The organism is Bacillus sp. FJAT-45066, from assembly GCF_002335755.1.
Lineage (GTDB): Bacteria > Bacillota > Bacilli > Bacillales > Bacillaceae_I > Bacillus_CD > Bacillus_CD alkalisoli.
On sequence record NZ_NISQ01000001.1, the window covers coordinates 848,941 to 865,604 of the forward strand.

The following is a 16,664-nucleotide window of genomic DNA, read 5'->3' on the forward strand; positions in this document are numbered from 1 at the left end:
GAAAATATCGAAAGTTACTTATAACTTCAAATTAACAGAAAGTGGTGTTACATTGTACAAATTTAACATCGTATCAGAAACAGACAGATTAATCATTCGTCCATACACGATACATGATTATTGGAACTGGTACACTGGGCACGATAACCGACTACCTTCACAACATAAATACGACCAAGGTAGAGTAGACTTATCTCAATGCTCGGAACAATGGTTTTACGACATGGTATATAAACATCAACATCTTGCACAAAAAGATGAGCTTTATATGTACGGTATTTTTTGCAAAAAAGACAAAAAGCACATTGGCGCACTAGATTTTTCAACGTTACTACGTCTTAATTTCCAATGGGCACGCTTCGGCTACGGTATTCACAACCAATTTTGGCGAAACGGCTACGGAAAAGAAGCAGTAATTCGTGCACTAGAATTAGGCGCAACAAATCTTGGTTACCATCGAATCGAAGCACATATTAACGTAGATAACGGCCCGTCTATTAAACTTGCAGAAAGTTGCGGACTAAAGTACGAATGTACAAGAAAAGCCTTTATCCTTGAAGACGGTAAATGGACGGATAACGCCATTTACTTTATAAATACAACTCAATAGTAGAATAGGTGAAACAAATGAGAGATTGGCAAACTGAAATAAACTTTATACGCGTAGGTAAAAAAGATGCATATACTCCGATTATAGAGACCTATGAAAATGAGTTCTTCCAAATGTTATCTTCACTCCAAGTTCCAATAGAGAGGTCGGAAGAGGTAGTCGTTGAAACATTCGTTCACCTATACAACGAACTCTCTAAACAACAAGAAACAAAACCAATCCACGAGTGGATCATTTATACATCACTAGATTATATGCTAGAAAAAGTAAACACGATTACTATACATAAAGCAGATACAGATAAATTAGCCTCATCCCTACAAAATTTAAGCATCGAACAAAAAAAGCTAGTTTTTTTAGATGTGCTTTTCAACATAACAGGGGATGAAGCAAACGAAATAAAATGGAAAATCATCCAACCTACGCAACACGGGAGTCTTAAGCCAGATTGTTTATCTAACGAGACATTATTTACATACAACATGCAAAATGGACCAAAAGAATTTGTAACAGATGTAGAAGACCATTTAGAATTTTGCCCAGATTGTAGGCAGACAATCAACAAGATGAATCATCAATTAAAGAAGTTGTCTCAATACATAAAAGCAGAAACACTAGAACATTCTCTTGCAGAAAAAATTCTCCCTAAATTAAAACGACAAAAAACGAAATTTTCCTTTTTGAAACAGTTGGTCGTAGCCATCACCATTATCACACTGTTCTCATCTATTATTTATATCATGCCAAACGTAGATAGATGGAGTACGCTTGCTAGTAATTACATCAAATATGGAGATTTTTATAACGTTTGGGCAGAAGGGACACATGTAGCGACGGACAAAGACATATCCATAGAACTTTTATCGATTGATCTATCGGACACATTAACAAAGATAGATTTCCGTATTAGGTCAGACAGAGAGTTCATTGAAACATATGATAATTTTGGAGAACATCTTCTGACTTCTAAAGCACATGGTATGTTTACCATTAAAATAGGAGAAGAAACATATCCTCTTCATGACGCTGCAATCGTAACAACGAGTGAGGATTTATTAGAAGGCTCATTCTATATAAACATGAATGAAATAGAACAAAAATTACTACAAGATAACATGACGCTTGCTTTTCGAGTAGTTAGAATTGGTGGGGTTTTTGGCGACTGGAATGTAGAAATTCCATTAGAATATACGAATGGGTTAAAACAAGCGGACACGTTTGTGGAAGGAAAGGAATTAAACTTGTTCAATACATTTGTCGTGCATATAGACAAATTTAGTCAAAATGACTTAGGAAGTGACCTGGAATTTAAGATAGTTTTTAATGAAGAAGAGCAGGGAAAGTTTGATAGGATGAATGACTTGTATGCAAACAAATTCAATATGGATTATCAAGCATTTTATTTTAATTATAGTGTTATAACAGAAAACGGGGAAAGGCTTCTGCAATTTCCATATAACTATCTATACAATATCTCTTATGATTATTACAATTACCCAAACGAATCAGATACAATGAAAATGCAAACCTTTACTCCTTATATTCTTACTAATTACGATGAACAGGAAGTCCCAACGATAAAAAGGAGATTAGATGAAGGAGAGGCATTATATTTCCAAGTAGATGAAATTAATTATAATCAAATTGTCGATGAGGAAATAGAATTCGTATTAGAAGAAGTAAATGAAAAACCATTAAACATTGAGATAGATGATACGGTCCTAGAGCATCTAACCATTAGAAAACTAGAGGCAACAGAACACTTTTCCGAAGGACTCCTGATATACATTACAGGCTTTCATAAAGATGAGAACGTAGAAAAGAGATTCTCTTGGTACTTTGCGGACAATTACTATGAAGGTTATCACTCTGGTTTTTACGGGGATGATCACATGAGTAGGTATAATCAGTTACAAGAAGAGCTTTCGAAAGACACTATTTTATTTACGATCTTACCAGCACCAACAGCACCAAATCAAAAAGTTACATACAAAGTAGACTTTATCTCACACACATACAAACCTGGCCCACAACACCGCATCCCACTAAACAAACACTAACATTACAAAAGCGTAACAAGTGCCTGGCACCTGTTACGCTTTTGTAATTTATGAGTAAAGATTGTAACGTGGTAAATGCTAAGGGATGGTTATAAGTTGACATGGTGCAGACTGAAATGTTATATTTATCTCGAATTCAAGATAATTTTATTTAAATTAATTTAATAAGCTATATTAAATCGCAAAGTTTACATTCTAGGAGGTAACTATAATGAACGGACTAAAAGGTATTCATCACGTAACCGCTATCACAAGTAGCGCCGAAAAAAACTACGAGTTTTTCACATATGTATTAGGTATGCGTTTAGTGAAAAAAACAGTCAACCAAGACGACATTCAAACATACCACTTATTTTTCGCTGACGACACAGGAAGTGCAGGAACAGATATGACTTTTTTCGATTTCCCAGGCATACAAAAAGGCACGCACGGAACTAATGAAATTTCCAAAACTGGTTTCCGCGTACCAACAGACGCAGCAATCGAATACTGGGAAAAGCGATTTGAACGTCTTAACGTAAAACATAGAGGTATCCAAGAACAATTCGGAAAGAAAACAATCTCTTTCGTTGACTTTGATGACCAACAATACCAACTAGTATCAGACGAAAACAACAAAGGTGTCGTATCCGGTACACCGTGGCAAAACGGCCCAATCCCACTTGAATATGCCATTACTGGACTAGGACCATTACACATTAGAATCGCTAACTTTGACTATTTTAAAGAAATGGTTGTAAAGGTACTTCAATTCAAAGAAATTGGTCAAGAAGAGAATCTTTACCTTTTTGAAGTAGGCGATGGAGGAAATGGAGCAAGTATCATCGCGGAACATAACGACTCGCTACCTCAAGGACAACAAGGTTTCGGTACAGTCCATCATGCAGCATTCCGTGTTGAAGACCGATCCGTCATAGACGAATGGGACAACCGATTAAGAAGCTTCAGTTTCCAAACATCAGGACATGTCGACCGTTACTTCTTTGAATCGTTATACGCAAGACTAGCTCCAAACATATTATTCGAATTCGCAACAGACGGCCCAGGCTTTATGGGAGACGAACCATACGAAACACTTGGAGAAAAACTATCCCTCCCACCATTCTTAGAACAAAAACGCGAACAAATCGAAAAATTAGTTCGACCAATTGACACGGTTAGAAGTACGAAAGAAATAAAGAAAGAATATGAATCATAAAAACAAACCAAAAGACTGAGCCAATTTGGACTCAGTCTTTTTCTGTCTACTCCCATTCGATCTATAAAAATATGGTACAATACCATTATCCAAAATCGAAACCAGCCGTAGTAGAAAGGACACAACACACATGAGCCAAACACAAAATCAAAAAATCATACTCAACAACAAAATCATCCAGGACATGTGTGGGCCTACTTCCTTTAAACGTGGCGAAACGTTCCATCGTACAGGCAAAATTACAATGGAACAAATTAACGAACAACAGTACGTAGCAACCGTATTAGCAACATCGAAGCAATCCTTTATAGTAAATCTCAACATCACAGAAGATGGACACGTCCAACCAACTTGTAGCTGTCCAAAGCTTTCGTCGTTTCAAAAGGATTGTCAACATATCGCTGGTGCCTTAATTTTTCTACTAAACTACATAAAAACAAACAATCAACAAGATATTTTCTCTATTTTCAACGAAAAACCAAAACGCACACTCGGCAAACAACGTCATTTTGAAACTAGAGAAATTATTACACCAGAGATCATCCTAACAACAATCGGGCAATCTTTCGGCCTACAACTCGTTATCGCAAACACGAACATACCGAATGCTTTTGAATTTTTACGAAAAATAGCCGATGGCAACTCTTCAAGAGTCTCGCCATCTTTCACATTCGACCAAACTAAACACTGCTTCCCACCAGAAACGAATGAAATAATACAACAATTACTAGATGGCTCATTACACGAAAAAAACAACACAATAATAGTAACGCCAGCTACATTCAAAGTTCTTTTTCCATTATTGAAAAAAATGCACGCTCTACCATTCACTCATAACAGAAAAAGCTACCCGCACGTCCATATGTCGGCAGAGCCACTCGACCTTCGTTTTACCTTTCTAGAAGGGGCTAGCAAAACGTACGAGTTAAAAATAGACGGTCTAGAAAATCTCACATTAATGGAAAAATACGAAGTCGTCATCGACCAAAACAAATTAAAACCGCTAGAGCAAGAAGACATGAAAAGATTAGCCGAATTAAAACGATTAACGAACAAAAATTCGAACGTCATTACCATCCCACCAAATCAAATTGGTCTATTCCTAGAAAAAGTAGTTCCTGGTTTGAAAAAATTCGGGGAGATAAAACTACCTGAATCTGTAAAAAATAATCTAAACCAAACACCTTTAGTAGCAAAACTTTACTTAGATCGCCTGAAAAACAAATTACTTGTTGGATTGGAGTTTCATTACGATAACATCATCATTAATCCAGTGGAAGATAAAGCACCCAACATCCCGTTCTTCCTTCGAAACGTTGAAAAAGAAGAACAAATATTAGAGCTTTTAGAAGAAAGTCAACTGACACAAACAGAGAGTGGCTATTTTTTGCAAAATGAAGACCTAGAATATGAGTTTCTTTATCATGTAGTGCCAAAACTTCAACATCTAACACAAATTTACGCAACGACAACGGTGAGAAATCGTGTTTCTAGGGAAAATGTCAAACCGAAAATTCGTGTCAAAATACAAAAAGAGCGGACAAATTGGCTCGAATTCAAGTTCGAATTAGACGGAATTAAAGACATACACATTCGAGATCTAATGCAAGCCCTAGAAGAAAAGCGTAAATATTACCGCTTAAAAAATGGTACACTCTTGTCACTTGAAGCAAAAGAATATGAAGAAATTCAACGTTTTCTTCAAGCAGTACCTGAACAAATGGAAGACCTAGAGTCAGGCTTAAATATGCCAATCGTAAAAGGATTAAAGCTTCTAGAAACTATCGAAAACGACGACACTTTAACGTTAGAAGACTCTTTTAAATCTGTTTTAGAAAAACTGCAGAACCCAGAAAATGGGGGCTTTATCGTACCTGCAACGTTAGAGCCGATTTTAAGAGACTATCAAAAACAAGGGTATCAATGGCTAAAAACACTTGCGAGCTACAGTTTTGGCGGGATTCTTGCGGACGATATGGGACTCGGTAAAACATTGCAAAGCATCACATACATCGCAAGCGAACTTGATGAAATTAGAAGAAGGAAGCAACCTATTTTAATTGTCTGTCCATCTTCCTTAACCTATAACTGGCTACAAGAAATACAAAAATTCGCACCAGAAATAAGCGCTGGCCTAATAGATGGAAGCAAACAACAAAGAACAGTTGGAATAACGAAATGTACTGATTTTGACTGTGTGATTACATCCTATCCGTTACTTCGAATGGATATAAAGCAGTGGGAACAGATCGAGTTTCACACTATCTTTTTTGATGAAGCTCAAAACTTCAAAAATCCGATTACACAAACAGCTCGCGCGGTGAAACAACTAAAAGCAGAACACCGTTTTGCTTTAACAGGTACACCAATAGAAAACTCAATCGAAGAGCTATGGTCGATTTTTCATGTTGTCTTTCCAGAACTTTTCCAAGGGTTAAGAGAGTTTAGCTTTTTGCCGAATAAAACAATTTCTCGTAGAGTTCGACCTTTCCTGTTGAGACGTTTAAAAGAAGACGTACTAGGAGAACTTCCAGGGAAAATCGAACAAGTAGATTCAGCGGAACTTTTGCCAGAACAAAAAAAGCTCTATGCAGCATACTTAGCAAAGCTACGTGAAGACACATTGAAACATTTAGACAAAGATACGTTTCGCAAAAATCGTATCAAAATACTAGCTGGATTAACACGATTACGACAAATATGTTGTCATCCAAAACTGTTCGTCCAAGAATACAACGGAAGCTCAGCGAAAATGGAGCAACTTTTACAAATTATTGAAGAGTCTAAACAAGCAGGGAGAAGGGTACTCATCTTCTCACAATTTACAAAAATGCTAGATTTAATTGGAAAAGAACTAGCCTATCAAGGAATGCCTTATTTTTATTTAGATGGAAAAACACCTTCGGAAGAAAGGGTGGAACGTTGTCACCGATTTAACGAAGGGGAGAGAGACTTTTTTCTTATCTCGTTAAAAGCTGGTGGAACAGGTCTTAACTTAACTGGAGCAGATACCGTTATTCTTTACGACATTTGGTGGAATCCAGCCGTGGAAGAACAAGCTGCAGACAGAGCCCATCGAATGGGACAAACAGAAGTAGTTCAAGTAATTAAGTTGATTGCTCGTGGTACCATTGAAGAAAAAATGAACGAACTTCAAGAGAAAAAACGAAACGTCATTCAACAAATTTTAGACCCAGACGAAAGAACATCTACTTCGCTTACAGAAGAGGATATTCGTGAAATATTAATGATTGATGGACAAAACTAGAGCCGATATAGGATGGCTCTAGTTTTAAAATGGACGGTGTGCTATATGACAGAAAAGAAAAAACTATTAGAAGTAGATTTATATAAACCAATCCAAACCTATTTCAAAAAGCAAGGCTATGAAGTACGCGGCGAAGTAAAAGATTGTGACATTGCAGCAGTAAAAGGGGACAGCCTCGTTATAGTAGAATTAAAATTAAACTTAAATATAGACCTTCTTTTGCAAGCGACGAAACGTCAGAAGCTCACAGATTCTGTTTATATCGCGATTCCACGCCCCAAAAACCTTCGCACGAAGCGATGGAAGGAACTTTGCCAGCTTGTAAAAAGACTAGAACTCGGACTGATCGTTGTTGCGTTCACTGCAAGCCGGAAACGAGCTGAAGTTGTATTTGAACCAACCACCTATCCTGGTAAAGTGAGAAAAAACAACCAAAAGCGTGACGCCATTTTAAAAGAAGTAAACGGAAGAAGTGGAGATTACAACCTCGGTGGAAGTAGCAAAACAAAAATCATGACAGCATACAAAGAAAACTGCATTCAAATTGCTAGCTTACTAGAAAAACACGGGCCATTGTCACCAAAGAAACTAAAAGAACTAGGCACAGGAGAAAAAACCCCATCCATCCTAACCAAAAACTATTACGACTGGTTTGATAGGGTGAAGAGGGGAACGTACGTTGTTAACGAAAAGGGGATAAAGGAAATAAAAGAGCATATAGAGCTTGTTGATTATTATGTTGGTGATTAGCGGTTACGTTTAAGATAGATTTGAAAAGTTGATTTCTCAATTTGAAGGTAGGGGAATTAGCCGTCAAGCCCACTTTCGTTAAAAAAACAGAGGAAACCGGTCTTGAGAGCAGTCATCAAGACCACTTTCGATCAAAAAACAAAGGAAACCGGTCTTGAGAGCAGTCATCAAGCCCACTTTCAATCAAAAAACAGAGGAAACCGGTCTTGAGAGCAGTCATCAAGCCCACTTTCGATCAAAAAACAGAGGAAACCGGTCTTGAGAGTAATCATCAAGCCCACTTTCAATCAAAAAACAGAGGAAACCGGTCTTGAGAGCAGTCATCAAGCCCACTTTCGATCAAAAAACAGAGGAAACCGGTCTTGAGAGTAATCATCAAGCCCACTTTCGATCAAAAAACAGAGGGAACTGGTCATGAGAGCAGTCATCAAGCCCACTTTCGATCAAAAAACAGAGGAAACCGGTCTTGAGAGCAGTCATCAAGCCCACTTTCGATAAAAAAACAGAGGGAACTGGTCATGAGAGCAGTCATCAAGCCCATTTTCGATCAAAAAACAGAGGAAACCGGTCATGAGTGCAGTCACCAAGACCGCTTTCGATAAAAAAACAGAGGAAACCGGTCATGAGAGCAGTCATCTGGATTATTTTCGATAAAAAAACAGAGGAAACCGGTCGTGAGAGTGTTCATCAAGACCACTTTCGATCAAAAAACAGAGGAAACCGGTCTTGAGAGCAGTCATCAAGACCACTTTCGATCAAAAAACAGAGGGAACTGGTCATGAGAGCAGTCATCAAGACCGCTTTCGATAAAAAAACAGAGGAAACCGGTCATGAGAGCAGTCATCTGGATCATTTTTGATAAAAAAACAGAGCAAAATGGCCGTGAAACTCACGCCACGACCATTTTCCATGAAAAAGAGTGAAGAAGAATAGTATTATTCCTCTTCACTCTTTTCTTCATTAAACCAAAGCGGATCATCAATATCCACATCACCGTTATAATTGATGAAAATCTCATCGCCAGCCTTTATATCCTTATGGGCAATATAAGTAAACGTATGCGTCTCAAAACTAATCTCATAATACGCATTCGGATCATACGAATGATTAAACAACATCCCATACCCTAAAACAATCGCACTATGATTTATCCCATACTCATAAACATAATCCGCTAAAACTGTATGCTCAATTAGCATATGCTGTTCATTCGGGTAAGGTATAACAGGAGCTACATGTATGATATCGCCTTTTTTTATATCATGTGTTGCAAAAACGCCACGTTGAAATTCACCATCACTAACAGGTGATCTTTTTACTTCAATTTTTTCTGCTGTCATATTCCACACTCACTTACGTACAAAGTTATTTTTCTATATGACTTTACCATTCATAACGATGCAAAACAAGTAAGAGGTTTTCGATTTTAATTTTTATATAAATTTAGAAATAATATCTTATTCGTTTCTTTCCGCTGCAGGCACTGGCTTTCCGCGGGGAGCGCAGGGGAAGGTTATTTTCACTATCGTGAAAAAACCTACTCCTCGGCGTCCCGCCTGTGGGGTCTCACGCTTCGCTCTTCTTCCCGCAGGAGTCCAGTGGTTTCCGCTACACTCCACTCTAATTTTTATATAATGTGAAAAATAACATCCTCATATCTATGGTTTAATTACACCCTAAAATATGCTGCGCTTTTTTCACGCTTTCTTCGGTAGGGGGAGAGACGTTCGCAAGTGGATACGGAATGCCTAACTGTTCCCACTTATAAACACCTAATTGATGATAAGGGAGCACTTCCACTTTTTCTACATTAACTAACTGACCTACGAAACTAGCTAAAGCAGTTAAATCTTCCTCGCTATCTGTTTTACCAGGCACAAGTACATGTCGAATCCAAACAGGAACTTTTCTGTCTGATAAAAGGCGAGCGAATTCAAGAATATGAGAGTTGCCAACAGAAGTTAGATCCTTATGTTTTTCATCATTTATTTGCTTTATATCTAGTAAAAACAAATCCGTATATTGTAACAGTTCATCAAGAGATTGCAAAAACTTACTAGATTGATTGAAACAACCAGCAGACGTATCAACCGTAGTGTGAAGCCCAAGCTTTTTACAACGTTTAAATAACGCGATCAAAAAATCAATTTGCAATAAAGGCTCGCCTCCGCTAACCGTTACGCCACCGCCAGATTGCTTTAAATAAGGAATGTACGTCTCAATATCTGCAACTAACTCATCCACCGACATTTCATTTCTTTTTTTCTGCTCCCACGTATCAGGGTTATGACAAAATTGACAACGCAACAAACAGCCTTGAGTAAAAATAACATAACGGATTCCAGGCCCATCGACCATACCTGACGTTTCTACAGAGTGAATATAACCTTTCATATCAAAAACCTTCTTTCCTATTAGAAAACTAGAAAACAACTTAAAGGATTAGGCCACTCTGTAAAAAGTGGCCTAATCCTTAGCCTAAAGATGCATGGAACGTACGATTTATAACATCCAATTGTTGTTCTCTTGTTAATTTAATAAAGTTTACCGCATAACCAGAAACACGAATCGTTAATTGTGGGTAGAGCTCTGGATGTTCCATCGCATCTAACAACGTATAACGATCGAACACATTAATATTTAAATGGTGGCCTTTCTTTTCTGCATATCCATCTAAAATAGCCACTAAGTTACAAACTCTCGTATCCGCTTCTTTACCAAGCGCTTTCGGTACAATCGAGAACGTATTCGAAATCCCGTCCATCGCATGCTGATACGGTAATTTCGCAACAGAGTTTAACGATGCAAGGGCACCTTTTTTATCTCGACCGTGCAGCGGATTTGCACCAGGCGCAAATGGCTCGCCATCTTTACGTCCGTCTGGCGTGTTGCCAGTCTTTTTCCCATAAACAACGTTGGAAGTAATCGTCAAGATTGACATCGTCGTTGTAGAATTACGGTACGTATCTAATTTCTTCAATTTTTTCATAAAAGAAGTTACAATTTCTTGCGCAATAGTATCTACTCGATCATCGTTGTTACCGAATTGAGGGTACTCGCCCTCCATCTCGTAATCTACCGCAACCCCATTTTCATCACGAATTACCCTTACTTTAGAATGTTTAATCGCACTTAACGAATCTGCCACAACCGATAAACCAGCAATTCCAGTCGCCATCGTGCGAACAACATCTTTGTCGTGAAGTGCCATTTCGATACGCTCATAATTGTATTTATCATGCATGTAATGAATAACATTCAACGTGTTAATGTAAAGATCCGCTAACCAATCTAACACTTGATCAAATTTCTCCATCACTTCATTGTAGTCTAAATACTCGCTCGTTATTTTTTCAAACAGGGGAGTAACTTGCACTTTTTCCTTCTCATCGACACCACCATTAATCGCGTAAAGTAGCGCTTTCGCTAAGTTCGCACGAGCACCGAAAAACTGCATCTGCTTTCCAATTTTCATCGCCGATACACAGCAAGCAATCCCGTAGTCATCTCCATAATCAACGCGCATTAAATCATCATTTTCATATTGAATAGAACTCGATTGTATCGACATTTTCGCACAATACTTTTTAAAGTTCTCCGGTAACATCGTGCTCCAAAGAATCGTTAAATTCGGCTCCGGCGCCGGACCTAAATTCGTCAACGTATGAATAAAGCGGAATGAAGTCTTAGTAACTAACGGTCTACCATCCAAACCAATACCGCCAATCGACTCTGTCACCCAAGTAGGATCTCCGCTGAATAAGTCATTATATTCTGGCGTTCTAGCAAACTTCACAAGACGAAGCTTCATAACAAAATGATCGACTAACTCTTGCGCCTCTTCTTCTGTCAATCTACCTTCCTTTAAATCATTTTCGATATAAATATCTAAAAAAGTAGAAACTCTTCCAAGACTCATCGCCGCTCCATTTTGCTCTTTAATCGCTGCTAAATAGCCGAAATATAACCATTGAAACGCTTCTTTTGCATTTTGTGCAGGGCCGCTTAAGTCAAAGCCGTATACGCTTGCCAATTGCTTTAACTCTTGAAGGGAACGAATTTGTTCCGACAACTCTTCACGAAGACGAATCACGTCCTCCGTCATTCTAGTCCCAGCATCTATTAAGTCTTTTTTTCTTTCATTTATGAGAAAATCTACGCCATACAGCGCCACTCGGCGATAGTCCCCAATTATTCGCCCACGGCCATATGCATCTGGTAAACCAGTAATAATCCCAACTTTTCGTGCTAATTTCATTTCATTTGTGTAGGCATCGAACACACCTTGGTTATGTGTTTTACGATACTTCGTGAAGAAATCATTTACTTCCTCGTTAATTTCATATCCGTAAGATTCAAGAGCAGTTGCCGCCATTCGAATGCCACCATAAGGTTGAAGCGAACGCTTGAATGGTTTGTCTGTTTGAAACCCAACAACTGTCTCACTATCTTTATCTAAATAGGCAGCACCGTGAGACGTAATAGATGAAACAATTTCTGTATCTAAATCATAAACGCCACCGTTCTCACGCTCTTGTTTCGTTAACTCCATTACGTTAGACCAAAGCGATTGTGTACGTGAAGTAGCCTGTGCTAAAAATGATTCATCTCCTTTATAAGGATCATAGTTTAATTGAATAAAATCTCGCACATCGATCTCCTTGTTCCAATTGCCTTTTCGTAAAAAATTTGGAAAGTTCATCATTTACACTCCTTACTGAGAGTTAATATTGTGATAAAACACACTAGATTATGCTTTAACTATAGCAAGTAAAGGCTTTCATCAATGTGATAAATATCACATGACACAATTCTGTAAAAACTTTTAGACTAAAATTTGAAAATGTGATAAAGCTCACATTTATTTTTTTGTTAGTCAGTGTATGCTTTGCCCATAAAGGTAAGGCAAAGTAGTTATTGGAGGAATAAACAATGGGACGAATTAAAGAATGGAATCCAGAAAACAGTGAATTTTGGGAAAGAGAAGGGAAGAGGCACGCTCGTCGTAACTTATGGATCAGCGTACCAACATTAATGCTAGCTTTCATCGTATGGCAAATGTGGTCCGTTGTTGCCGTTAGATTAAATGATATCGGCTTTGCATATACAGCAGAACAACTTTTCACATTAGCAGCGGTGCCAGGTTTAGTTGGAGCATCTTTACGATTTATTTATACATTTGCAGTTGGAAAGTTTGGCGGACGTAACTGGGTTGTTTTTTCAACAGGTATATTAGTGATTCCGACAATTGGTATAGGCTTTGCGGTACAAAATCCTGACACACCATATAGTGTCATGTTAATACTCGCGGCTCTTTGTGGTCTTGGTGGAGGAAATTTTTCTTCTGCATTAGCAAACATTAGCTATTTTTATCCAAAAAAAGAAAAAGGAACTGCGTTAGGAATTAACGGTGGGTTAGGGAACATGGGGGTATCAGTTGTTCAGTTCGTAACTCCGTTAGTTATCACAATCGGTACATTTTCTTTTATAGGAGGAAAAGGGCAAGTGTTACCTGACGGATCGGAAGTATGGTTACAAAATGCAGCATTTGTTTGGGTACTACCTATTATTATCATGACCATTGTAGCGTATTTTGGAATGGATAACTTACCAACAGCAAAGCAATCTGTTGCGGAACAATTCGTTATTGTAAAAAGAAAGCATACGTGGATCATGACGATTTTATATGTAGCGACATTCGGTTCTTTTATCGGATACGCAGCAGCATTTCCATTATTACTAAGAACATCGTTTCCAGAGTTTGTCGGGTTAGCCTTCTTAGGAGCCTTTTTAGCAGCAGCGTTCCGTCCGGTTGGTGGATGGTTATCAGATAAATTTGGTGGAGCAAGAGTGACAACATATGTATTAGTCGTAATGTCGTTTGGCGCACTATCAGTTATTTATTTTATTGGACTTAATAATTTTGCAGGTTTTCTTGCTTCTTTCTTAATCTTATTTATTGCAGCAGGAATAGGATCAGGTTCTACCTTCCAAATGATTCCGGTTATTTTCTCCGTAAAAGAAGCGGCACCAGTACTAGGCTTTACAGCCGCGTTTGCAGCATATGGCTCATTCTTTATCCCTAAACTATTCGGTTGGTCCATGGGGAATACAGGTACACCAATTACAGCATTATATTTCTTCATCGCATTCTATGCAGTTTCTATCGTACTAAACATTTACTATTATCATAGAAAAAATGCAGAAGTGAAGTGTTAAGTTAGTATTACAAGTGCCTGGCACTTGTAATGAACCAGTAATAATATTGAGATAAATGTAAAAGTCCCCAAAGTAAAATTGGGGACCTTCTTGTTCTAAAAAGTAAAAAATATTCTATCGTTTTTCAACTAAAGGATTTGTTTTTTCCCAACGGGCTCCAACTTGTAATAAAAGTTTTTCAGAAAAGTGAGCACCAATCAACTGCATTCCAACTGGCAGCCCATTCGAAGCTAAACCTATTGGAACGGATAAACTTGGTGTCCCGGTATTGTTTGCTGGAGAAGTAAATGGCATGCACTTTTCCGTAACGGAAAGGTTTTGCTCAACGAAATTCTCAGCAAATGGCTTTGGCACAATAGGAATCGTAGGTCCTACAAGAATATCAATCTTTTCAAAAACCTTATTAAATGCGTCGGTTAACTTTCGTCTCACTTGTTGAGCTCTAACGTATTGTGGTGTATTTGTTATGACTCCTGTTTGGAAAAAAATACGAACATCATCTGCGAATTTCTCTGACTGTTCTTGAAGTCTTTCATAATGATAGCTAGAAGCTTCACCTGTCGTAATAACATAGTTAGCATACGAAGACATAGACAATTCAGGAATTTCTATTTCTACCATTTTAGCTCCTAATTGTTCAAGCTTTAATACAGCGGCTTTGAACAATTTATCTACATCTGGTTCAAGACCTTTCATGAAGAAAGAAGGTACTCCAATTTTCACTCCCTTTATTCCTTTTCCTATTGTTTTTGTATAGTCGTGATTAGGTGTTTTCATACTTCCAGGATCTTTAGGGTCGTAACCTGCCATTTCATTAAGCATTAAAGCTAAATCGCTAACGGATCGCGCCATTGGACCTACGTGGTCTAAACTCCATGCAAGAGGAGCAACACCGTAAGAGCTAACAAGTCCGTAAGTCGGTTTTAATCCGTAAATACCACACATCGATGCAGGAACTCTAATGGAACCAAATGTATCAGACCCTGTAGCAAGTGTTGTCAAACCTGCTTTTATTGCTGCGGCACTTCCGCCACTAGACCCACCTGGCATAAAGTTTTCATTCCACGGATTTCTTGTATTTCCAAAAGCCAGATTCGTATTTGTTAGACCTCCCCCAAATTCATGCATATTAAGTTTCCCAGTCATCACACCTCCAGCACCTAGTAACTTTTTAACTACCGTTGCATTATAGTCAGGTTTAAATTTTTCTAGTGTTGCAGAGCCACCCGTAGTGCGAATTCCTTTAGTATATAGATTATCTTTCATTCCAATTGGAATCCCATGTAAAGGCCCTTGATTAAAACCTTTCATAATGAGATTTTCTGCATTTTTAGCCTGTTGCAATGCTAGTTCAGGAGTTAATGTTATATACGCATTTATCCGTGGTTCCATTTCTTCGATTCTAGTTAAGATAGACTTCATTAATTCTACAGGAGAAACTTGTTTTGATTGTATTAAAGGTGAAAGTTCGGTTGCCGTTAAATTATATAAGTTAGTCATGTTTTATCACTCCAGGATCCACAACGACAACCGGTACTTCTTCATTTAGATTTGGAAAAATGGTAAGGTTGGTCTGTTCTTTATAAATAGTAGTTAAAACATCGAAAATATACGGTAAATCGTTCTCAATAACAGGAATATTGTGCAGGTGTAAGATTTGCTTAATATAGTTTTCTGCTTTCATCTAGAGGGAAGCCTCCTATTCTACTTGTGCTCCGTTATTAACCTATGTATGAAACAAGTCATCTGACACGATGAAGTAGGGAAGACAAGGATGAAAGAAGAAGGAATGAACAAAAAAAAGACGAATACACAAGTTGTGAGTCGTCTCAACATTTTCAAAATAACAGTCTCCTAGAAGTCCTAACCTACCATCTATAAGCACCTTCACATGTATCAGCAATTGGTTCGTAATAACAATGTTGCTTATATTGTCCTGCAAATGGTTGATTGTACCATGTAGGGGGACATGGAGCATACGGATTAAAATACCAAAGAGCAAACTTAGAAGGCTGCTCTCTCCAATAATCTAACGTTCGTTTCGCTAATCTTTTCTCTTGCTCTCTCGCTCTATTATAAAAGACATTTCCTTTTTGTACTGCTTCAAACGAATAATTCCCTCCTTGTATTTGGAATATCACATCGTTTACAGACTTTAAATCTAAAAAATCTAAACAATCGGCTTTTAATCGATTCACAATGACATTCCCAACCATAAGCATCCCAAGTTGCCCTTCGCCCTCGGCTTCAGCCCTCATCATCCTTGCCATTAAATCAATGTCTTTGTCAGTATATTTTACTCTAGTCATTTTAATCACCTCTACAAGAAGTGTATGAAGAAAGATAGCAAAAATTGCATTCTAAATAAACAATTTATCATTCAAAAGGGGGATGGGAGGTAATAGGAAGAAGGTGAAGCTGACTAAGTGTGTTTGTTTAGACTAAAAATAGAGATTATTATATCAAAGTGCCGGTTGTATGGTTGACTCCTCGTAAATGCATACGTATTTTCTTCGTGCGATGCATCGCTCTCGAAGCCTTTCTTATCCTGCGGGAGAG

12 protein-coding genes are annotated in these 16,664 nt (G+C 37.9%); 6 read left to right on the forward strand and 6 right to left on the reverse strand.

Annotated features, from left to right (window positions below):
- Positions 1-52: 52 nt before the first annotated feature.
- The 5 genes from CDZ92_RS04340 to CDZ92_RS04360 all read left to right on the forward strand — a co-directional run bounded on the left by CDZ92_RS04340 (position 53) and on the right by CDZ92_RS04360 (position 7,886).
- Positions 53-610 carry a GNAT family N-acetyltransferase gene (locus tag CDZ92_RS04340; protein WP_096156908.1) on the forward strand — a complete coding sequence of 186 codons (558 nt, stop codon included), beginning with the start codon at positions 53-55 and terminating at the stop codon, positions 608-610.
- A gap of 17 nt (positions 611-627) precedes the next feature.
- Entirely contained in the window at positions 628-2,670 is a 2,043-nt protein-coding gene (locus tag CDZ92_RS04345) for a hypothetical protein (RefSeq protein WP_096153858.1), read from the forward strand.
- A gap of 211 nt (positions 2,671-2,881) precedes the next feature.
- Positions 2,882-3,868: a ring-cleaving dioxygenase gene (locus CDZ92_RS04350; protein WP_096153859.1), complete on the forward strand. Its 987-nt coding sequence runs from the start codon at positions 2,882-2,884 to the stop codon at positions 3,866-3,868.
- Positions 3,869-3,998: 130 nt separating this feature from the next.
- Positions 3,999-7,136, forward strand: a complete 3,138-nt coding sequence (locus tag CDZ92_RS04355) for a DEAD/DEAH box helicase (RefSeq protein WP_096153862.1) — start codon at positions 3,999-4,001, stop codon at positions 7,134-7,136.
- 45 nt (positions 7,137-7,181) lie between these two features.
- The gene (locus tag CDZ92_RS04360) at positions 7,182-7,886 is read left to right on the forward strand and encodes a DUF2161 domain-containing phosphodiesterase (RefSeq protein ID WP_096153864.1); all 705 of its coding nucleotides are present in this window, start codon (positions 7,182-7,184) and stop codon (positions 7,884-7,886) included.
- A gap of 935 nt (positions 7,887-8,821) precedes the next feature.
- Here the strand turns inward: CDZ92_RS04360 and CDZ92_RS04365 are convergent.
- From CDZ92_RS04365 to pflB, 3 genes are all read right to left on the reverse strand, one after another.
- Complete coding sequence (locus tag CDZ92_RS04365; protein ID WP_096153866.1) at positions 8,822-9,226, reverse strand: SET domain-containing protein; 405 nt, start codon at positions 9,224-9,226, stop codon at positions 8,822-8,824.
- A gap of 325 nt (positions 9,227-9,551) precedes the next feature.
- Positions 9,552-10,280, reverse strand: a complete 729-nt coding sequence (pflA, locus tag CDZ92_RS04370; protein WP_096153868.1) for a pyruvate formate-lyase-activating protein — start codon at positions 10,278-10,280, stop codon at positions 9,552-9,554.
- A gap of 79 nt (positions 10,281-10,359) precedes the next feature.
- Positions 10,360-12,588, reverse strand: a complete 2,229-nt coding sequence (pflB, locus tag CDZ92_RS04375; RefSeq protein WP_441296496.1) for a formate C-acetyltransferase — start codon at positions 12,586-12,588, stop codon at positions 10,360-10,362.
- Positions 12,589-12,818: 230 nt separating this feature from the next.
- Here pflB and CDZ92_RS04380 point away from each other — a divergent pair, with 230 nt between their 5' ends.
- Positions 12,819-14,105: an MFS transporter gene (locus CDZ92_RS04380; RefSeq protein ID WP_096153871.1), complete on the forward strand. Its 1,287-nt coding sequence runs from the start codon at positions 12,819-12,821 to the stop codon at positions 14,103-14,105.
- A gap of 114 nt (positions 14,106-14,219) precedes the next feature.
- Here the strand turns inward: CDZ92_RS04380 and CDZ92_RS04385 are convergent, their stop codons facing one another.
- The 3 genes from CDZ92_RS04385 to CDZ92_RS04395 form a co-directional block, all read right to left on the reverse strand.
- Complete coding sequence (locus CDZ92_RS04385; RefSeq protein WP_096153873.1) at positions 14,220-15,605, reverse strand: amidase; 1,386 nt, start codon at positions 15,603-15,605, stop codon at positions 14,220-14,222.
- Complete coding sequence (locus CDZ92_RS04390) at positions 15,598-15,789, reverse strand: hypothetical protein (protein WP_096153875.1); 192 nt, start codon at positions 15,787-15,789, stop codon at positions 15,598-15,600. The genes CDZ92_RS04385 and CDZ92_RS04390 overlap by 8 nt, the downstream gene beginning before the upstream one ends.
- A gap of 184 nt (positions 15,790-15,973) precedes the next feature.
- Complete coding sequence (locus tag CDZ92_RS04395) at positions 15,974-16,414, reverse strand: cell wall hydrolase (RefSeq protein ID WP_096153876.1); 441 nt, start codon at positions 16,412-16,414, stop codon at positions 15,974-15,976.
- Between the last annotated feature and the right edge of the window lie 250 nt (positions 16,415-16,664).

Excerpts from the sequence above, each read along its gene's own strand:
- CDZ92_RS04345 (WP_096153858.1), top strand. The coding sequence starts at position 628 with ATGAGAGATTGGCAAACTGAAATAAACTTTATACGCGTAGGTAAAAAA.
- CDZ92_RS04350 (WP_096153859.1), top strand. The coding sequence starts at position 2,882 with ATGAACGGACTAAAAGGTATTCATCACGTAACCGCTATCACAAGTAGC.
- CDZ92_RS04355 (WP_096153862.1), top strand. The coding sequence starts at position 3,999 with ATGAGCCAAACACAAAATCAAAAAATCATACTCAACAACAAAATCATC.
- CDZ92_RS04360 (WP_096153864.1), top strand. The coding sequence starts at position 7,182 with ATGACAGAAAAGAAAAAACTATTAGAAGTAGATTTATATAAACCAATC.
- CDZ92_RS04365 (WP_096153866.1), bottom strand. The coding sequence starts at position 9,226 with ATGACAGCAGAAAAAATTGAAGTAAAAAGATCACCTGTTAGTGATGGT.
- pflA (WP_096153868.1), bottom strand. The coding sequence starts at position 10,280 with ATGAAAGGTTATATTCACTCTGTAGAAACGTCAGGTATGGTCGATGGG.
- pflB (WP_441296496.1), bottom strand. The coding sequence starts at position 12,588 with ATGAACTTTCCAAATTTTTTACGAAAAGGCAATTGGAACAAGGAGATC.
- CDZ92_RS04380 (WP_096153871.1), top strand. The coding sequence starts at position 12,819 with ATGGGACGAATTAAAGAATGGAATCCAGAAAACAGTGAATTTTGGGAA.
- CDZ92_RS04385 (WP_096153873.1), bottom strand. The coding sequence starts at position 15,605 with ATGACTAACTTATATAATTTAACGGCAACCGAACTTTCACCTTTAATA.
- CDZ92_RS04390 (WP_096153875.1), bottom strand. The coding sequence starts at position 15,789 with ATGAAAGCAGAAAACTATATTAAGCAAATCTTACACCTGCACAATATT.
- CDZ92_RS04395 (WP_096153876.1), bottom strand. The coding sequence starts at position 16,414 with ATGACTAGAGTAAAATATACTGACAAAGACATTGATTTAATGGCAAGG.